Source organism: Parerythrobacter lutipelagi, assembly GCF_005434975.1.
Taxonomy (GTDB): Bacteria; Pseudomonadota; Alphaproteobacteria; order Sphingomonadales; family Sphingomonadaceae; genus Parerythrobacter_A; species Parerythrobacter_A lutipelagi.
This window is the reverse complement of sequence record NZ_SKCJ01000001.1, coordinates 116088-134806: the sequence shown is the minus strand read 5'-3', so window position 1 is coordinate 134806 and position 18719 is coordinate 116088. Positions and strand designations below refer to the sequence as shown.

Annotated in this window: 18 protein-coding genes and 3 tRNA genes; 7 read left to right on the top strand and 14 right to left on the bottom strand. The window is 60.9% G+C overall.

Features of this window, described 5'->3' with window-relative positions:
- Window positions 1-85 precede the first annotated feature (85 nt).
- Window positions 86-1720 (top strand): lysine--tRNA ligase, encoded by a 1635-nt coding sequence (locus E0502_RS00690; RefSeq protein ID WP_137676075.1) that lies wholly within the window; start codon window positions 86-88, stop codon window positions 1718-1720.
- A gap of 25 nt (window positions 1721-1745) precedes the next feature.
- Here E0502_RS00690 and E0502_RS00685 read toward each other — a convergent pair whose 3' ends face one another.
- The gene (locus tag E0502_RS00685) at window positions 1746-2414 is read right to left on the bottom strand and encodes a prolyl hydroxylase family protein (protein ID WP_137676074.1); all 669 of its coding nucleotides are present in this window, start codon (window positions 2412-2414) and stop codon (window positions 1746-1748) included.
- A 107-nt stretch (window positions 2415-2521) separates the two neighbouring features.
- Here E0502_RS00685 and E0502_RS00680 point away from each other — a divergent pair, with 107 nt between their 5' ends.
- A complete protein-coding gene (locus E0502_RS00680) occupies window positions 2522-3070 on the top strand; it encodes a cytochrome b (RefSeq protein WP_137676073.1) in 549 nt (182 codons plus the stop codon).
- A 104-nt stretch (window positions 3071-3174) separates the two neighbouring features.
- Here the strand turns inward: E0502_RS00680 and E0502_RS00675 are convergent, their stop codons facing one another.
- Window positions 3175-4164: an RcnB family protein gene (locus E0502_RS00675; protein ID WP_240048798.1), complete on the bottom strand. Its 990-nt coding sequence runs from the start codon at window positions 4162-4164 to the stop codon at window positions 3175-3177.
- Window positions 4165-4339: 175 nt separating this feature from the next.
- On the opposite strand from E0502_RS00675, the gene E0502_RS00670 reads away from it, so the two are divergent.
- On the top strand, window positions 4340-4909 hold the full coding sequence (locus E0502_RS00670; RefSeq protein ID WP_137676072.1) for a PNPOx family protein: 570 nt from the start codon (window positions 4340-4342) through the stop codon (window positions 4907-4909).
- Window positions 4910-5153: 244 nt separating this feature from the next.
- On the opposite strand, the gene E0502_RS00665 is transcribed toward E0502_RS00670, so the two are convergent.
- Both E0502_RS00665 and ettA read right to left on the bottom strand, forming a co-directional pair.
- The gene (locus tag E0502_RS00665; RefSeq protein ID WP_161593683.1) at window positions 5154-6146 is read right to left on the bottom strand and encodes a hypothetical protein; all 993 of its coding nucleotides are present in this window, start codon (window positions 6144-6146) and stop codon (window positions 5154-5156) included.
- Window positions 6147-6407: 261 nt separating this feature from the next.
- Complete coding sequence (gene ettA, locus E0502_RS00660; RefSeq protein ID WP_137676070.1) at window positions 6408-8081, bottom strand: energy-dependent translational throttle protein EttA; 1674 nt, start codon at window positions 8079-8081, stop codon at window positions 6408-6410.
- A 116-nt stretch (window positions 8082-8197) separates the two neighbouring features.
- Here ettA and E0502_RS00655 point away from each other — a divergent pair, with 116 nt between their 5' ends.
- On the top strand, window positions 8198-9580 hold the full coding sequence (locus E0502_RS00655) for a M28 family peptidase (RefSeq protein ID WP_137676069.1): 1383 nt from the start codon (window positions 8198-8200) through the stop codon (window positions 9578-9580).
- Window positions 9581-9624: 44 nt separating this feature from the next.
- Here E0502_RS00655 and E0502_RS00650 read toward each other — a convergent pair whose 3' ends face one another.
- The 5 genes from E0502_RS00650 to E0502_RS00630 form a co-directional block, all read right to left on the bottom strand.
- Window positions 9625-10890, bottom strand: coding sequence for an MATE family efflux transporter (locus E0502_RS00650; protein ID WP_137676068.1), 1266 nt, complete (start codon window positions 10888-10890; stop codon window positions 9625-9627).
- An 86-nt stretch (window positions 10891-10976) separates the two neighbouring features.
- Window positions 10977-11053 (bottom strand) — tRNA-Pro (locus tag E0502_RS00645).
- 26 nt (window positions 11054-11079) lie between these two features.
- A tRNA-Ile gene (locus E0502_RS00640) sits at window positions 11080-11153 on the bottom strand.
- A 74-nt stretch (window positions 11154-11227) separates the two neighbouring features.
- A complete protein-coding gene (locus E0502_RS00635) occupies window positions 11228-12229 on the bottom strand; it encodes a polysaccharide deacetylase family protein (protein ID WP_137676067.1) in 1002 nt (333 codons plus the stop codon).
- 37 nt (window positions 12230-12266) lie between these two features.
- The gene (locus E0502_RS00630; RefSeq protein ID WP_137676066.1) at window positions 12267-13979 is read right to left on the bottom strand and encodes a sensor histidine kinase; all 1713 of its coding nucleotides are present in this window, start codon (window positions 13977-13979) and stop codon (window positions 12267-12269) included.
- Between the two features lie 237 nt (window positions 13980-14216).
- Here E0502_RS00630 and E0502_RS00625 point away from each other — a divergent pair, with 237 nt between their 5' ends.
- The gene (locus E0502_RS00625) at window positions 14217-14681 is read left to right on the top strand and encodes an Lrp/AsnC family transcriptional regulator (RefSeq protein ID WP_137676065.1); all 465 of its coding nucleotides are present in this window, start codon (window positions 14217-14219) and stop codon (window positions 14679-14681) included.
- A gap of 2 nt (window positions 14682-14683) precedes the next feature.
- Complete coding sequence (locus E0502_RS00620; RefSeq protein ID WP_137676064.1) at window positions 14684-15052, top strand: hypothetical protein; 369 nt, start codon at window positions 14684-14686, stop codon at window positions 15050-15052.
- Here the strand turns inward: E0502_RS00620 and accC are convergent.
- From accC to E0502_RS00595, 5 genes are all read right to left on the bottom strand, one after another.
- Window positions 15049-16398 carry an acetyl-CoA carboxylase biotin carboxylase subunit gene (accC, locus tag E0502_RS00615; protein WP_137676063.1) on the bottom strand — a complete coding sequence of 450 codons (1350 nt, stop codon included), beginning with the start codon at window positions 16396-16398 and terminating at the stop codon, window positions 15049-15051. The genes E0502_RS00620 and accC overlap by 4 nt on opposite strands.
- 3 nt (window positions 16399-16401) lie before the next feature.
- Entirely contained in the window at window positions 16402-16899 is a 498-nt protein-coding gene (gene accB / locus E0502_RS00610; protein ID WP_240048797.1) for an acetyl-CoA carboxylase biotin carboxyl carrier protein, read from the bottom strand.
- Window positions 16900-16988: 89 nt separating this feature from the next.
- Window positions 16989-17435 carry a type II 3-dehydroquinate dehydratase gene (locus E0502_RS00605; RefSeq protein WP_420813463.1) on the bottom strand — a complete coding sequence of 149 codons (447 nt, stop codon included), beginning with the start codon at window positions 17433-17435 and terminating at the stop codon, window positions 16989-16991.
- 85 nt (window positions 17436-17520) lie between these two features.
- Window positions 17521-17931: a holin family protein gene (locus E0502_RS00600; RefSeq protein WP_137676062.1), complete on the bottom strand. Its 411-nt coding sequence runs from the start codon at window positions 17929-17931 to the stop codon at window positions 17521-17523.
- 115 nt (window positions 17932-18046) lie between these two features.
- Window positions 18047-18123 (bottom strand) — tRNA-Pro (locus tag E0502_RS00595).
- Window positions 18124-18372: 249 nt separating this feature from the next.
- Between E0502_RS00595 and yajC the strand changes: the two genes are divergently transcribed.
- Window positions 18373-18699 carry a preprotein translocase subunit YajC gene (gene yajC / locus E0502_RS00590; protein ID WP_137676061.1) on the top strand — a complete coding sequence of 109 codons (327 nt, stop codon included), beginning with the start codon at window positions 18373-18375 and terminating at the stop codon, window positions 18697-18699.
- Window positions 18700-18719: the final 20 nt, after the last annotated feature.

The window sequence follows — 18719 nt, the reverse complement described above, 5'->3', positions numbered from 1 at the left end:
CGGGTTTGAAAAGCGCGCGGACCGTTCCACTTGGCCAGCCTTTCGCACTTGCAACATCGCTGCCCATGCGCAAAGGGCAGCGCCTATGAGCATGCAACAACTGATCGAAGCCGCACGCGTATCCAAGGCCTGGCCATTCCAGGAGGCACAGCGGCTGCTCAAACGCTATCCCGAAGGCGCAAAGCCGGATGGTTCTCCGATCCTGTTCGAGACAGGCTACGGCCCCAGCGGCCTGCCGCATATCGGCACTTTTCAGGAAGTGCTGCGGACCACGCTGGTGCGCCGCGCGCTGGAAGCGATGATTGGTGCCAGGCCGGAAGACGGCAAGACCCGTCTCGTGGCCTTTTCCGACGATATGGACGGGCTGCGCAAGGTGCCGGACAACATTCCCAACGCGCATGTGCTGGAGGAGAACCTGCACAAGCCGCTCAGCCGCATTCCCGACCCGTTCGAGAAAGGGCATGAAAGCTTTGCCGCGCACAACAACGCGAAGCTGCGCGAGTTTCTCGACCGGTTCGGCTTTCAATATGAATTCATTGCCGCAAACGACATGTACAATTCGGGCCGCTTCGATGACGCGCTCAGAAACGTGTTGCGGCACAATCGGGACATCCTCGACATCATGCTGCCGACGCTGCGCGAAGAGCGGCGGCAGACCTATTCGCCGATCCTGCCAATCTCGCCGCAAACCGGCCGCGTGCTGCAAGTGCCGGTCGAAGTCGTCGATGCGGAAGAGGGGACGATCCGCTTTACCGATGAAGACGGCGGCGCGATCGAGCAGAGCGCTCTGGGCGGCATGTCCAAGCTGCAGTGGAAGGTCGACTGGGCGATGCGCTGGTACGCGCTGGGCGTCGATTACGAGATGTACGGCAAGGATCTGACCGACAGCGGCGTACAATCCGGACGCATCGTCAAGGCGCTCGGCGGGCGCAAGCCGGAGGGGCTGATTTACGAGATGTTCCTCGACGAGAACGGCGAGAAGATCTCCAAATCCAAGGGCAATGGCCTGACGATCGAGGAATGGCTGACCTATGGCAGCGAAGAGAGCCTGGGTTTCTACATTTTCCCCAATCCCAAGAGCGCCAAACAGCTTCATGTCGGTGTGATCCCGCGCGCGGTGGACGATTACTGGCAATTCCGTGAGCGGCTGGCAGAGCAGGAACTCGACAAGAAACTGGGCAATCCGGTGTGGAACCTGCTGCGCGCCAATGGCGGCTGGGATGCGGAAGAGGCACCGGGTGAAGGCGATACGCTGCCGGTCACCTATGGCCTGCTGCTCAATCTGGTCGGCGTGCTGGGCGCAGAGGCGGACCGCGAGCAAGTGTGGTCCTATCTCGGCAACTATATCGATGATCCCGATCCGGCGAAGCACCCTGAACTGGATGTGCTGGTTGGCACTGCGCTGGCGTACAACCGCGATTTCGTCGCCCCGACGCTGGAGAAGCGCGCGCCCGCGCCGAACGAGCGCGAGGCACTGCGGGCGCTTGACTGTGCGCTATCGATCATGCCGCCTGACAATCCGGCGGAAGAAATCCAGACCATCATCTATGAAATTGGCAAGCGTGAGGAGTTCGCCTTCGAGAGCTTGCGAGACTGGTTCAAGGCGCTTTACCAGACACTGCTCGGCAGCGATCAGGGACCGCGCATGGGCAGCTTCATTGCGCTTTACGGGATCGAGAATAGCCGCAAACTGATCGAGGACGCGCTCGAGCGGCGGTAGGGCGTGGATATGGCGGGGTCGGGACCTAGCCCCACTTGCGGGTGCGGTACCACTTGGTGATGATGTATTTCTCCCCGTCGAGCACAGGCGTGCCGGCGTGGATCGCGTCCTCGTTCGGAATGCCGTTTGCGGAGGCATTGTTCCACACGAGTAGCGCGCCGGGCTGCGGATCGACGCTCAGGCCGATATTGGTGAAGAGCGTCGCGCCGCCTTTACCAACCGCATTGAGATAGGCCATCGCAGTCCAGCTGCGCTGACCGCCGTTCTTGCGCTCGGTCTGCCAATACGGCTCGTCGGTGTAGAACCAGTCGTTGTGCGGCTTGAATTCCTGACCGGGCAGATAGCGCTGCCCCTGAATCGATTCCCCCAATGGCGCTTTCAGCCCGAGCAAAGCATCGATCCTGTCGGAGATGCCGCGAACGAATGGATCGTGCGGGTTGAGGTTGCCCGAATAGGACGTACGAAAACCGGAAGAATACTCGACACTGAAGAGCTCGCTCGGTTTCGCGACCAGATCGATCATCGTCATCAATCGCTGGCATTCCGGGGCGGTCAGGAACTCCGCGATCCCGAAGATCTCGAGCTTGTCCGTATCGAGGCGCTGCGCAGCCGCGTTGGTAGCGAGCCGCTTGCGCACCATTGCGCCCACCCGCTTCAGCGCATCGCGATCGGGTATTGTCCTGGCTCCGGGCATCGCAAACGAACTTACCAGCCGGTGCTGCGGCGGCAAGGCTGCTGGTTGCGGCAATTTGGGTCGGTGCTAGAAATAGTCGGGGAGCAAACAAATCGAAGAGGGATAGGATGAGCACTCCGACGCAAGCCCGCTATTCGGCAGGGGCGATGATTTTTCACTGGGTCATTGCCGTTGCAGTTATCGTCAACTGGCGGATCGCCGAGGCTGCCGAGCATCTCTCGCGGGCAGAAAAAGTCACGCTGATGGATAATCACAAGGCCTTGGGCATTACGATCCTGGTGCTGACTCTGGGCCGTCTGCTGTGGCGCTGGACTCATCCGGTGCCGCCGCTGCCTTCAAAGCTGGCGAACTGGGAACGGATCCTTGCCCGCAGCGTCCATGTCATCTTCTACGTGCTGCTGATCGGGCTGCCGATCGGTGGCTGGCTCGCAGTGTCCTTCTTCGGCAAAGGCGTGGAGATCTTCGGCCTGTTTTCGCTTCCGGCGATCCCGGTGGGTGAGAACGCTGATGCCGGCAAGACGATTATCGGCTTCCATAAGACTGCTGGCGGGATTTTCATCTACCTGATCGCGTTGCACATCCTTGGCGCGCTCAAGCATACTTTCTTCGACAAGACCGGCGTGCTGTGGCGAATGTTGCCCTTCGGCAAGGCCTGACCCGCCAACAGATCCGATAAAACAAGAACCCCCGCCCAAGGGGAAGGCGGGGGTTCCTTGCACTGCGTCCACAGGATGGGAGCAGCATTTGGGTTGCCGGCTTCTTACCAGAAGAAGTCGTGGATCACGTCGACCACTTCGCCACTGTAGATATTCACCAGCAACACGTCGTCATAATAGCGAACCCAGCGATAAGGGCCGTAGACTTCTGGCAGGCGATAGCGCCACGGGTCGTTGATATAATAGCGGCTGCTGAAGAAAAGGCTGTCGAGGTAGAACCCGACGTTCAGGCGGCGGTAGCGATAGTTCCGGTATGGCGAGTAGTAGCTGCCAATACGGAAGACAGTCCGGTTCCTGGCGCGATGATTGCGCCAGTTGTAGCGGTTGTGATTGCGCCATGAACGACGATCCCACCGGCGGTGGTCACGGGCGCGGCGTTGATCGCGATAGCGGTCCTGCCGATAGTCGCGCCGACGTTCTGTGCGGACCCCGTCACGGCGCCCTTGGCGATAGGCTTGGCGCGCATTGCGGCGTGTATCGGTGTATGTCCGGTTCCGACGCTGGTCGGTGTAGCTGCCGTTTCGGCTGTTGCGCCGCTCGACACGGCGATCCTGCCGACGCTCTGCCCGGCGATCCTGCCGGCGTTCCACGCGGCGGTCCTGACGACGCTCTACGCGGCGATCCTGCCGGCGATCGATCTGCGCATTTCGGCGTGCCTGTGCGGGCGCGATGGCCGGACCGCGATCACGGCGCTCGGCACGGCGTTCACCGCGTTGGTTCACATTGGTGCGCGTCCGGTCGCGTTCGCGGCCTTCGATGCGTGCGGGGCGCTGCGCACGTTGCGGAGCCTGTGCGGCCCGTTCGGTACGCTGCCTGCGGTTCTGCCTGGCTTCACGGCGATTGTTGCGGTTCTGCCGTGCCTCGCGGCGGTCGCGCCGGTCCTGGCGTGCGCCGCGATCCCCGCGGTCGCCACGATCGGCGCGCTGGGTATCATCGGCAGCGGCGGCCTCTGCCTGCGCGGGCGCGGCGACCAGTGCCATCGCCAGCGCGAGGGCGGACGCGCTCCCGGCGGTGAATAATTGCTTGAGTGTCATTGCGGCTCTCCAAATGGTTTCTGCCGCTACCCACCCCGTGCGGCCCTGTTGGTAAGGACTGGTTAGGGATTATGGTCTGACCCGAAACTGAACCGGTTGTTACGGCTTCTGTTAATGTTGTTGTAGAGAAACCTGAATGACTTGACGCTGAACGATCAAAGCGGGAGGGGGCACCATGCTCGAAACTTTCGATGATGTTCGCGCCGATATCGACCGCCGCCTGCGCGAAGCGGCGGACAATTGGCGCTGCGCGATGCACTCGGCGGTCATAGCGACAGCCGATGCGGATGCGCGGGTGATGATCGTACGCGGATGGGATGGAGGGAGCCGGACGCTGCGCTTCCACACCGATGCACGGGCACCCAAGGCCGGCTTGATCGGACGGGGCGCCCCGGTCGGCGTGCTGCTTTACGACAAGGGCGAGAAGGTCCAGATTCGCTGCCGCGGCACAGGCCGGATCGAGCGCGAGGGGCCAATGGTCGATGCTGCATGGGAGGAAAGCACCAACTTCGCGCGCCGGTGTTACCTGGGCGAGGGGCCGGGCGCGGAGTCGCAAGCGCCGACCTCGGGACTGCCGCCCCAATTCGAAGGCACCGAGCCGGATGACGCGCAACTGATCCCCGCGCGGGACAATTTCGCGATTCTGCTGGTGAGCGTCGAAAGCTTCGACTGGTTTCAACTCGCCCATACCGGCCACCGAAGAGCGATTCTCGACGCCGAGGGTGCGCGCTGGGTGTCGCCCTGAAAACTCCCTTGCAGATCCGGCAAAAGGTGACACGTGTCACTCTGTTGGACTTTGTAAACAACTGATTTTTAGTATTTGTTGGATATCCAACAGGGTGACACTTCTTCTCGAAAATCGCTTTTCCGGCGCGCGGAAGTTGTGAAATCGGGTCAGCCTTGAAGGTCAGGTTCGCCACGAGTCATTCGATAGCAAATGCAGACAATCTAGGAAAATCATCAATCAGGTCAGAGCCGCCGGCCAAAGCTCAATCGCCGATCCACCGTCCGCTTCTGATGTAGGCATCTGGCGAACAGTTTGATGCCCACGCGTGAACCTTTTTGGCTTCGGTCTGAGTGAAGCCCCCTAACAAAGCGATGCTGAAACCGGCATTGAAGCCGTCATACATCGCAGAGTCGACGACATTGGGTTTCACTCCAAGGCATGCGGTTAGTTCCTTTAGCTCCGCGCCACCGAAAACTTTGGGCGAAGTGGCTCCGCCAAGGATGACGAATGACTGCTGTCGCCCGGTGTGGTTAAGCCGCTCCAGCCGCGAATGGGGAAGAGGTAGACCAGAATTGCCATTGGCCGCTGTCAGCAGAGCTTTGCCCAGATACATAACTTTGACATTATTCCTTGTGGCGCGCCCATCAATCGTCCGAATCATCGTGACGCTATCGGGCTTGTTTCCAAAAAGCAGTCCAATCCCATCGCGTCCCCTCAGGACCACTTCTATGCTGTCCCCGGTTGCATTGAGCTCGGTCGAATAGTCTCCCGGTATGGCATACGAATTGCCATCCGGTTGATTGCGCCAAGCCGATGTTTGGCCAGAAAGTAACAGCCTCCGGATGCCGCCTCGATCGCAGGGCGTCGCACCCATCGGCGTAAACAGTGTGAACCCAAACTCGAATTTCTGTTCGATCACAACCTCAGCGCCATGAACAAGCCCGCCGGAACACCACTCGTATATTTTTCCTGGCTCGATCGGGAATACAAAACGTGCTTCTTCAGGGCCGACCGTGGCGCTCAGGTCAGACCTTCCGGGTAGAGAGACTGCATTTAGCTGGCTTGCTTCGGATGATTCTTCATTTGTTTCCAAGATCGACGCATCGATCGCAGTTTGGTCGGGCTGTTCCGGCAGCGGATTTCTGAGCAGGACGATGACGGTCGCGATGAGGATTACTGCGCCCGTAAACACCGCGAAGACAGTCAAGTAATGTTTTCGGCGTCCGGCAGAATATCGATCTAGATATTCCTCCATTGTCATCGCAGAGTCGTTTGTACCGCACACGCTACAGGACTCTGCGTCACGCGGCAGTTCGCCCCCGCAATGTTTACACGCAGACACTGGCGGCTCCCCCGAACCTGAGTTTTCAGCGCAGGATTTACTCTTAGGTAGCGGAAAAAGTCAAAGCGCAGTCATTTCCGGCGCGCTGCGGAGTTGTAATCACGAGCGAGGCTCCACTTTCGCAGGCTATTGCCCTGAACAATGTACTTTAACCGGACAACCTTCGATTGGGGATCACCGCGTCAGCTTTTTATACGCCAATCGCGTCGGCCGATCCGCTGCGTCGCCCAGGCGGCGGCGCTTGTCTTCCTCGTACGCTTCGAAGTTACCCTCGAACCATTCGACATGGCTGTTGCCCTCGAACGCGAGGATGTGCGTCGCCAGACGGTCAAGGAAGAAGCGGTCATGGCTGATGACCACGGCGCAGCCGGCGAAGTTCTCGATTGCTTCTTCCAGCGCGCCGAGCGTTTCCACGTCGAGGTCGTTGGTCGGCTCGTCAAGCAGCAGCACATTGCCGCCGGTCTTGAGCATCTTCGCCATGTGGACGCGGTTGCGTTCACCGCCCGACAATTTGCCGACGTTCTTCTGCTGGTCACCGCCTTTGAAGTTGAACGCGCCGACATAGGCACGCGTGCTCATGTCGTGGCCGTTGACCTTCATGTAATCGTGCCCGCCGGAGATTTCTTCCCACACATTGTTGCCCGGGGTCAGATCGTCACGGCTCTGGTCGACATAGCCGAGGCGCACGGTATCGCCGATTTCGATTGTGCCGCTATCGGGTGTTTCCTGCCCTGTGATCATCTTGAACAGAGTGGATTTGCCTGCACCGTTCGGACCGATCACGCCAACGATGCCGCCGGGGGGCAGCATGAAGGACAGGTCTTCGAACAACAGCTTGTCGCCATAGGCTTTGCTGATCCCCTTGGCCTCGATGACCTTGCCGCCGAGGCGTTCAGGCACCTGCACCACGATCTGCGCCTTGCCCGGCTTGCGGCCAGCCTGCGCTTCCTGCAGCTGTTCGAACTTGCGGATACGCGCCTTCGATTTGGTCTGGCGCGCAGCTGGCGTCTGGCGGATCCACTCGAGCTCGCGGCTGAGCGATTTCTGTCGCCCGCTTTCCTCGCGGCTTTCCTGTTCCAGCCGCTTGGCTTTCTTCTCCAGATAGGTCGAGTAATTGCCTTCGTAGGGATAGTAGGAACCGCGATCGAGTTCGAGGATCCATTCCACCACATTGTCGAGGAAGTAGCGGTCATGGGTGATCATCAGCACCGCGCCGGCGTATTCCTTCAAATGGTTTTCCAGCCATTCGACGCTTTCCGCATCCAGGTGGTTGGTCGGCTCGTCGAGCAGCAGGATACCCGGTTTCTGGATCAACAGGCGGGTAAGGGCGACGCGGCGTTTCTCGCCGCCTGACAGGGTTTCAACGCTCATGTCGCCCGGCGGGCAGCGCAGAGCCTCCATCGCGATTTCAAGCTGGTTGTCGAGCGTCCACCCGTCGACCGCGTCGATTTTGGTCTGCAGGTCGGCCATTTCGTCGCCAAGCTTCTCGTAATCCGCATCGGGCTCGGCCATTTCGGCCGCCACGGCGTTGTAGCGATCGACCAGCTCGGCTGTTTCTTTCGCGCCTTCGCGCACATTTTCCAGCACGGTCTTGGTCTCGTCGAGCTCGGGCTCCTGCTCGAGATAGCCGACGGTGATGTTCTCGCCCGCCCAGGCCTCGCCGGTGAAGTCCGTGTCGATTCCGGCCATGATCTTGATCAGCGTGGACTTGCCCGCGCCGTTAGGGCCGACGATGCCGATTTTTGCGCCCTGATAGAACTGCAGGTTGATATCGCTGAGCACCGGCTTCGGGGCACCGGGGAAAGTCTTGGTCATGTTCTTCATGACGAATGCATATTGCGCGGCCATCGGGCGATCCTTCGGAACATAGCGTAAGTGGGAAAAACTGTTGGCGCGCAGATAGGGGGTGAGGGCGCGCGGGGCAAGCTGGACTTGGCCTGTTCACGGCGATAGCAGCATCGCCCATGAACAGACTCGCCTTCGCGCTCGCCGCGCTCTCGCTCCCGATCCCCGCAACCGCACTCGCCGCCGATGGGCCGATGACGCTGGAACAGGGGGCGGACAAGGTTCTCACCCATGACACGATTGCGTGGGATTTCGTGGAAGGTATCACCACCGAAGTCGGGCCGCGTCAGGCGGGGACCGAAGCGGAGAAGCGCGGGCGTGACTGGGCGGTGGCATGGCTCAGGGATCAGGGCTTCGCGAATGTTGCGGACGAACCGTTCGAGATGGAGACATGGGTCCCGGGCGACCTCCACAAGGCGGAAATCCTGAGCCCGTTTCCGCAGCCGCTGATTGTTCAGCCGCTCGGCGGCACTGCCTCGACCGGGCCGGATGGCATCACAGCCGAAGTCGTTTACTTCAAGACCGTGGCCGATCTCGCCGCTGCGCCCGATGGCAGCCTTGCAGGCAAGATCGCTTACATCTCGCACAGCATGACGCCGACGCAGGACGGCTCGCAATATGGATTTGCCGGTCCGGCGCGCTGGATTGGCTCGGGCATCGCGGCGAGCAAGGGGGCGCTGGCAACCGTGATCAAGTCGGTCGGCACTGACTATCACCGCAATCCGCACACGGGCGGAGCGGGCTTTCCGGCTGGCGTAGCGCCGACCCCGGCAGGCGCCTTGCCACTGCCCGATGCGGAAAATCTGGAGCGGATGTTCGAACGGGCAGACGGCCAGCCGATCACCATGAAACTGACCCTCACCCCGCAGCAGCTGGGCACCACCACCAGCGGCAATGTCGTGGGAGAAATTGTCGGACGCGACCCGTCGCTGCCACCGGTCCTGGTTGCGTGCCACATCGACAGCTGGTGGAACGGAACCGGAGCGTTCGACGACGGGGCAGGGTGCGGCATTGTGGCCGCCGCCGCGCTGCATGTCTCGCACACGGGCCAGCCGCTGCGCACCATTCGCGTGCTGATGGCGGGCGCGGAAGAAACAGGACTGTGGGGCTCCAAAGCATACAGTGCAGCGCATATCGACGAGCCGATTGCTGTCGGGCTCGAAAGCGATTTTGGGGCAGACCGGATCTGGCGCTTCGAGAGCAACTTCCGCGAGGCCAATCCCGACCTGCACGCCAAATTAGCCGCATCGGTGGCACGCTTCGGGGTCGCCAATTCGGCGATCGTGGCAAGCGGCGGTGCTGACATCGACATCGCGCGCGACCAGAAGACCGCGATTATCGACTTGCAGCAGGACGGGACGCGCTATTTCGATCTGCACCACACGCCGGACGATACGCTCGAAAAGATCGATCCGGTCCAGCTGCGCCAGAATGTCGCAGTGTGGACTCAGGTGGTCGGCATTCTTGCCAACGAGCCGGGTGATATCCTGCCGAAGGATTGATCCGCTGCCGGAATGGCAGGTCAGAGGCTTGGCAAACTGCGAACTCAGTCAAACCCGTCGCGCACCAGTCGCGGCAGCATGGCAAGCTGCAACAGGGCCCTGATCACCAGAAACAGCGTAAAGCTGAGCCATAGGCCTCCATTGCCCATCGGCCATGTAACCCACAGCAGGGCGGCAAAAGCGACGGACGATCCAGCCATCGACAGGAGCAATGCGCGGGTCCAGCTGGCACCGACGAAAACGCCATCGAAAATGAACCCGGCGACGCCGGCGAAGGGGATCAGGATCAGCCAGTAAGCGGCGCGGTGGGCTTCCTCTGCGACAGCCTCTGTAGCGGCGAAGCTGGACAGGACCGGCTCGGCAAACAATGCGAAGAGTCCCGCGACCATCGCCGCTGCGGCAAACCCGCGCACCATGGTCGCACGAAGGTAAGCATTGAAGCCTGCGCGATCCCTCGCTCCGAACCGCTCTCCATTGAGAACTTGTGCGGAGTTTTCAAACCCGTCGAGCAGCAGCGCGGTGAAGACGAACATCTGATAGATGATCCCGTTTGCTGCGAGCACCACAGTGCCGCGTTCCGCGCTCAGGCGGGTCAGGGCGGCCAGCGCAATCATCAGCACCACCGTTCGCAGGAACAGGTCCCGATTGACTGAGAGAAACGGTGCGAGCGCGCGCCAGCGCAAATTGGCCCGCTCGCGCAGCTGTGTTGCCAGCGCGACAATCAAATCTCCGCGCAGCAGAAAAATCGCGACGGCAAGCAGCTTGGCATATTCCGCAATGAAGCTCGACCAGCCGATCCCTGCAATGCCGAAATCCCACACCAGAACAAACAGCAGGCCAAGCCCGATATTCAGCAAATTGTAGGCCACTTCGAAGATCAGGACCGCAGTCATCTGCCGCCGCCCGATCATGAATCCGACCAGCGCCAGATTGGCCATCACCGCCGGCGCGGACCAATACCGGATCTCTGCGTAGGTCGTCGCAGCGGCAAGGACGTCGCCCTGGGCGCCAAGCAGGCCAAGCAACGCGGGAAGGATGAACGGCTTTACCGCCAACAGGACAACAGCGATCGCCAGGCCGACAGCAAGCCCGCGCAACAGTACGCCCGCTTGTGCGTCGGACCCGCTCCGCGTCCCTTCCTGCGCGACCAGTCCGGTCGTCCCGGTCTTGAGGAAATTCATCACAGTGAACAGAACCGCGAACAGCCGTGCACCAACATCTACCGCACCCTGTGCAGCGGCATCTTCCAGCCGCCCGACCACCCACATGTCGCCGATCCCGATCAGAGCGGTTGCGACATTGGTGACCATCGCAGGCAGCGCGATGGCCCATATCGCGCGTGTGTCTATAGAGGTTGTGCGGGCGGTGATCGGCGTTGCTCCGAATCTTGAAAATCTGGTCGGGGAGAGAGGATTCGAACCTCCGACCCCCTGTACCCAAAACAGGTGCGCTACCTGGCTGCGCCACTCCCCGACAGATTTTCACCGCGCTGCATCCGGTGGGCCCGGCAGGACTCGAACCCGCGACCTAGCCGTTATGAGCGGCCAGCTCTAACCAACTGAGCTACAGGCCCATGGATGCGGTACAGCGCGGTGCGCGCGTTAGCTTGGCCGCGATGCCGTGGCAAGCGGAACTATCGCGCTTTGTTCACTTGTTTACCACCCCGGCAATGATTTCAGCAACACTGGCCGGATTTACGCCGCGCAATTCAAGGTAGCCATACACACGCCGCCACCAGTCATACAGCAGGTCCAGATCCTTCTCGCTGCGGACATAGGGTGTGTTTCCCGGCACCAGCGAAGGGCTGTGAAACGACAGCACGAGAACGGGAAGTTGATCATCGAGTGCCATGTCGATCCCGCGGATGGCTTCATCGACCGACACCCCTTCCGGGGTCAGCGGAATACGCTCCAGCAAACCAAGCTTGGCAAATATGCCCGGCAGACGCGGCATTCGCGAGATCAGCGGGTTTAGTGCTGCGCCCTGACGCCGGAGCATTCCCCAATAGACTGTGGTCAACGGCAGTTCGAGCAAGGCCTGTTCGTCGTCCGCCCAATAAGGGCGCAGCGGATGGCGGCTGTAATCCGGGCCGCTTGCCAAGGTGTAGTCGAAATTCGCCCGAACGGATGTGTCGATGGAGACCCCGGCGCGCTTGAGAATTGCCGCTGTGTTCTGCCCCAGACCATACCGTCCGGCGCGATAGATCAACGGCGCGGCGCCAAAATTTTTCTCGATCATGTCGCGCAATCTCAGCAGCTTCTCTTCCTCGAGATCTGCTGGAAGATTGCCGGCGAAACTGTTGTGAAAGTTCACTTCTTCCGACAGCGGCGGATTTACCCAAGGGTGCAACTGTATGCCGACTTCCGCCCTGCCATCGGCGATCGGCCCGCGCAGGATTTCCGCTGCCAGTGGCGAGGTCGCGATCGGCCAGTCGATCAGATAAAGCGGTACAACGCCAAGCCCTTCGCAAAACTGCTGGAATTTGGCCAAACGCGGGATGTGGTCCAGCCCGTGGCCTTCGGCGCTGAGTGGCTGATCCCAATCGAACTCTTCCTCGGTATCGACCGTCAGAAGCGCGCGTTGCCCAAATTCCGGGGCAAAGGCGGCCAATGCGCTTTTGGGCGGAATATCCAGCAACGACCGGCCCATATGCCCGGCTACCCCCTATCTTGGCCCGGACGAAAAGTCAGGCCGCAGAGGATTGGCTAGGTTCGCCATCAGAGCCGGTCAAGAGCGGTAGAGTGACAATCAGCCAATCATCCACCCTGACGAGATTGCCGCCTGCCGCCTGTGCTTCTGCCCGCGCGAGGCGGAACGAGAAGCCGGCGCCAAACATCCCGGCGCGCAAGGCACCGCTGCCAGGCCCGCTTGCTGCGTCGAACACATCGTCTTCAGCCGCGAGCGATGCAGGCAGTCCGCAGGCGAGTTTGGCCTTGCCATTCGATCGTGACAGTTCGACCCGCAAATGCTCGCCGCCGCCTACTGTCCCGGCAATTGTCGCCAGCAATCGCCATGCCAGCGTCTCGCAATCCTTTTGTGCCAGTGGAACAGACCCGACCGTCTCGGCCACATATTCAAATTGCGCCGCGCGTGAGATCATCACGCGCTGCAGTTGCTCAATTAGCGGAGAGACAACCGAATTGATATCGCTGGCACCCTCATCCAGATCGATTGCACCCGTTTCGAGACGAGCCAGACGATCGATTTCATCGAATCCGGCCAGCACACGCGCGGCATCGCTTGCGATATTGGCTGCAAGAGCGCGGTATTCATGCGGGGTGGGGCCGAAGACCTGTTGCTGGATGACCTCGGCAAATCCCTGGATTGCGTTGGCCGGAGTGCGCAATTCATGCAGCAGCTGGCGCAGACGATCGGCCTCGGGCGAGCGCTCGTGTGCAGCAACATCGGCGCTTGGCCGCGCAGGTGGACGGCGGAACATGCCCGCATAGCCGGCAAACTGGCCGCTGGGCTGGGAAAAGCGCGGCGTGGCATCCACCACCCACGAACCGGCAATCTCTTCTGCTCCGGCCAGTTCGATAGCTGCAGACCGGATCGGCTGGCGCAACAGCACGGCACGGCGGATAGTGTCACCGTCCAGCCGCGCCCCGACAACCATCGGCGCGACATCGCGATCCGCCCAATCGATCCGGCCTTCCACATTGGCTGTGAAACCGAAACCGATCAGCGCACTGGTGACCGGCGCGGCTTTTTCGCCCAGCGGCAAACGCGGCGCATCGGGTCGGTCCAAATGGGGCTTGGACCGGGCCTGCCGGAAAGTTTCGATCCGGCGAACCAGAGCGCCGATCGCGGTCTCCTCCTCGATGTCGAGCAGCTGCGTGTTTTCATCGGAGACCGTCAAACCGGCGTCTGGCGCGGGCTTCGGCGCGGCTGCCGGGTCATTGGCCGGATGCGGCAGCTTCGTGCGCTGGTCTTGTGATCTTGTTGCAGCCGGTTCTCCCGGGCGAGGGAGGCCGCGATCGTGAATGCCCAGTCGGTCCAGCAAAGCAACGGTGCCGGCGGGAAGGCCGCGTCGCAGCCGCAAAAAACCACGGGCCCGCACCGGGAGACGGGGTATCAGCGCGTTCCAGTCTGCTTCGGACAAGTTGGCATTCGCCAAGGCAGCGGCCGCGACTTCGGGTTCGTCTTCTGCGAGGTGATAGGCGAGCTCGGGATTGCGAAAACGCACGCCCGGGTCGCTGACCATGGCCGCGCGCTCCTTTGCCGGGATCATTTCACCGAGTGCAGCAAGGCGGAGCCAGGCTGCTGCCATCAGGCTTTTGTCATCCGTGATGCGGCGGCTGCCGAGCAGGTCGAGCAATTGCCGGAATTGCGTTCGTGCCGCACGCTCTCCTGCTGCGCGGTGGCGCAAGACAGTGGCAAGGCGATCATCGAACTGCATCGGGTCTCCGGCTGGTAACGGGTGCGACTATTTGCGCCGACGCTGTGCGACGCGAGGCGTCTCTAACACCTGTATCCAAAGAGGGAACGCTTCTCGGTCCAGCCGTTGCAAAGCGGGACAATTGCTGTCAGAAACAATAATATTAGCCGCCGGGGACTTATTAGGCGGGTTTCATTTCGCATACGCGACGCAATGCGCGATGCTTGCGAAAAAGGTTTGGGGAAAAGGTGCGCAGTTATGGCCAACCTGGATGAGATCGATCGCAAGCTTCTGGCGGAGTTGCAGAACGAAGGGCGAGTGACCAATGTGGAACTGGCCCAAAGAGTCGGCCTGACCGCTCCACCATGTTTGCGCCGCGTTCGCGCGCTGGAAGAAGCCGGGGTAATCCAGGGTTACCATGCCGAGCTCAACGCATCGGAACTGGGCTTTGCAATCACGGTGTTCGCGATGGTCAGCCTCAAGAGCCAGGCGGAGAGCGCGCTGCGCGAATTTGAAGAGCATATGAATTCGCTGCCTGAAGTGCGCGAAGTCCACATGCTCAATGGCGAGATCGATTTCATCCTCAAGGTCGTCAGCCGCGACCTGCAGAGTTTTCAGGAATTCCTCACCAGCAAGCTGACCCCGGCACCGAATGTGGAAAGCGTGAAAACCAGCCTCACGATCCGGACGAGCAAACACGAACCGGGTGTCCCGCTGGAATAAGGATGCGCGCCGCCCTTGCTATAGCTTCGATCGCCTTGCTGCTCACCGGTTGTTCGGCGCAGGACCGGGCCGCGCTCTCGTTCAGCTCCATGTCCACTGATGACCATCTTCGGTGCGCGGCTCAGATCAGCGGCTACGATCAACTGCTGCGAGATGGACAGCTCGATCCTTTGCCCGACGGTAGCGGCGACAGGCTGGTGGGTCTGATGACTCACTTGAATGCCTATTCAGTTCCGCAGGACATCCGTGAGGCTGACGCATTCGATGCGTTGAACGAATTGCGTGACAAAGTTCTGGCCGCCGAGAGCCCGGAGGCCATTCGTTCTGCCGCGAGTGTATGCATCGAGCAGGCGGTGCAAGCGCTAGCTTAGCCTTCGCGCTCGGCCAGCCACTCCTCCAGCCATTTGATGCTGTAATCGCCGTTCAGTACGTCGTCCTGCTGGAGCAATTCCTGATGCAGTGGGACGGAATGCTTCACGCCCTCAATCACCATTTCCTCCAGCGCACGGCGCAAGCGCATGATGCAGCCTTCGCGGTTGCGGCCGTAAACGATCAGCTTGGCGATCATGCTGTCGTAGTAAGGCGGAATGGAATAACCGGCGTAAAGCCCTGAATCGACACGGACATGCATCCCGCCCGCAGGGTGGTAATGGGTGACCTTGCCGGGGCTGGGGGCGAAGGTAAAAGGATCTTCGGCGTTGATCCGGCACTCGATCGCATGGCCGGAAAAAGCGATTTCTTCCTGCCCGACGGAAAGCGGCTTGCCGTCCGCCACGCGGATCTGTTCGCGCACCAGATCGACGCCGGTGATCATCTCGGTCACCGGATGTTCGACCTGCAGCCGGGTGTTCATTTCGATGAAGAAGAACTCGCCGTTTTCCCACAGGAATTCAATCGTGCCTGCGCCGCGATAGGCCATTTTGCGCATCGCATCCGCGCACACTTCACCCATCCGGTGGCGATCTTCTGAAGACAGAACCGGGCTCGGCGCTTCTTCAAGCACTTTCTGATGGCGGCGCTGCAACGAACAATCGCGTTCGCCAAGGTGAATGGCGTTGCCGTTCCCGTCGCCGAATACCTGAAATTCGATGTGGCGCGGATTGCCGAGATACTTTTCGAGGTAGACTGTCGCGTCGCCGAACGCCGACTTCGCTTCATTGCCTGCCTGTTGCATGAGACTGGCGAGCGTGTCGGGGCCTTCGCACACTTTCATCCCGCGTCCGCCGCCGCCGCTCGCAGCCTTGATGATGACCGGATACCCGATATCTTCGGCAATCCTCGCGGCTTCAGCCGGGTCGCTGATCGCGCCGTCGCTGCCGGGCACCAGCGGCAAACCGAGCGCGCCGGCAGTTCGCTTGGCTTCGACCTTGTCGCCCATGGTTACGATGTGTTCGGGCTTGGGGCCGATCCACTTGATGTCGTGCGCTTCGACGATCTCAGCGAATTTGGCATTCTCTGACAGGAAGCCATAGCCGGGATGGATCGCGTCGCATTGTGCAACCTCTGCGGCCGAAATGATCGCCGCGTGGTTGAGATAGCTTTCGCTGGCCGGTGGCGGGCCGATACAGACGGCGTGGTCGGCCAGCCTGACGTGCATCGCTTCGGAATCGGCGGTCGAATGCACGGCGACCGTCTCGATTCCCATTTCGTGCGCAGCGCGGTGGATGCGGAGCGCGATTTCACCCCGGTTGGCGATCAATATACGCGAAATACCCATCGGTCAGGCGATGACCACCAGCGGCTGGCCATACTCGATCGGCTGGGCATTCTCCACCAGGATCGCCTTGATCGTGCCGGGCTTGTCGGCCGTGATCGGGTTCATCACCTTCATGGCTTCGACGATCAGCAGAGTATCGCCCTTCTGCACGCTGTCACCAACGCTGACGAAGTCCGCGGCGCCGGGTTCAGGGGCGAGATAGCATGTGCCGACCATCGGCGATTTGAGCGCATCGCTGTGATCGTCTGCAGCCGATGCATCCGGCGCTGTCGGTGCAGCGGCTGCGGGCGCGGCTGGAGCAGAAGCGGGCGCTGCGGCGGGTGCCGGGGCTGCCATCATCTGGACGCCGCCACCCCGCGAAACGCGGATTTTGCGCTCGCCATCCTCGACTTCTATTTCCGTCAGCCCGGTTTCCCCGAGCATGTCCGCCAGTTCGCGAACCAGCTTGGTATCCACATTCATGCCGGACTTGTTGCCCGAAGAGCGCTTGGATTCGGCCATTACTCGCCTCTTGTCAGTTTCAGGCGAGTGCCTATGCGCGGCTCTGGACGGGCTTGCAAGGGTAGGCGCGCGGATTTTGCAGCCACAGGTTACAAATTCGGGACAGCGTCGAGCGCGATGAGATAGCTGTTTGCGCCGTGCCCGGAAACGCAACGGACAGCTCCCATTCCGACAAAGGAGCGATGGCGGAAATCTTCGCGGGTCGCCGGGTCCGACAGGTGCACTTCGATCACCGGAGTGCGGATGGCCTTTATCGCATCGAGCAGCGCGATCGATGTGTGCGTATAGGCCGCCGCATTGAGCAGAACCGCGCGTGCGCCCTGCGCCTGGGCCTCGTGCAACCAGTCGACCAAATGCCCTTCGTGATTCGTTTGCCGCATGTCGATATCGAGGCCCAGCTCGCGCGCCCGATCTTCCAGCATGCCCGCAATATCGTCGAGCGTGTCATGCCCGTAGATATCCGGCTCGCGCGTGCCGAGCAGGTTGAGGTTGGGCCCGTTAAGGACGTAAACGGTGTTGGTGATCTCGACGTTCATGGCTGCGGCTTAGCGGGCAAGGGCCTGCCCGCAAAGCCTGTTCCATGCAGCCAAGTGGAACAAGTGGAACACAGTTCAGACGCTGTTATTCCACGCCCTTGACCTTGCCCCACTGGCGCGCGGCGGTGTAGCCGAGATAGCCGGTGCCGAAGAGCGCATAGAGCGGTTCGGGCAAGCCGCCGAGATAGGCGTTCATCCCGCTGGCGATTTCCTGCGCGACGCGCGGGTTGAACGCCGCGAGCAGGCCCATCGGGATGGCAAACAGCAACAGCGTATACATCACGTAGAGAAAGCTCGGACGGGCGCGGCTGGTCCACGGATCGTGCGAATTGGCTTCGGCAACAATGGCGGAAAGGCGCGCTTCGATGGCTTGCAGGTCCTGCGAGCCTTGCAATTCAAGCAATTCAAGCTTGGCTTTGGCGCGCGCTTCCTTGTCCGGAATGATCTTGTCGATGATCGAGGCGATCGGGCCGATAAGGGATTCGATAATGGCCATGGTCTTGCTCCTGCAAAAATGGGAGCAATCCAGATAACCATAATGGTACGTGTAGGAAAATGAATTATCCAACAGCGGCAAAGCGGGCGGCGAGGGGATGTTGGGAATTGTCCACTGGTCGGGAAGACAGGATTCGAACCTGCGACCCCCACACCCCCAGTGTGATGCGCTACCAGGCTGCGCTACTTCCCGAGACCAGTGGAGGGCGGCGCTATAGTGTGGGCGTGTGACCATGGCAAGCGCACAAAGGCTCCCGCACGAGTCGGGCAGCAATTGCGGCAGTTGTTGCGAAATCCACACAGGGTTGCAGCGTCGATTGCGGACATCTTGCATTGCTGCTAGGCGCGCCCACCTATGTCCGGGGCGAGGTTCAGCAGGTTCTCACTTGCAGAAAACGGCCCGGCAAATGCACTACGATTTTTCACGGGTTAGGCTTTTAACATGCTCGATTTCCTAGGCTCGGCTGCTGCCGCGACCGCAGACGCACCGCCCTTCTGGCTGCAGATCCTTCCATGGGTCGGCATCTTCGCGATTTTCTGGTTCCTTCTTATCCGGCCGCAGATGCGCCAGCAAAAGCAGCACCGGGAAAAGATTGCCGCCATCAAGAAGGGCGATCAGATCGTTACCGCTGGCGGGATCGTGGGCAAGGTGATCAAGGTCGATGACAATTACGCCGATGTCGAGATTGCGCAGGGTGTCCGCGTCAAGACCGTGAAGGCAACCATCGGCGACATCATTCCGCCCGGTGGCAAAGCCGCGAACGACTGAACTTCAGGGGCGCACAGACC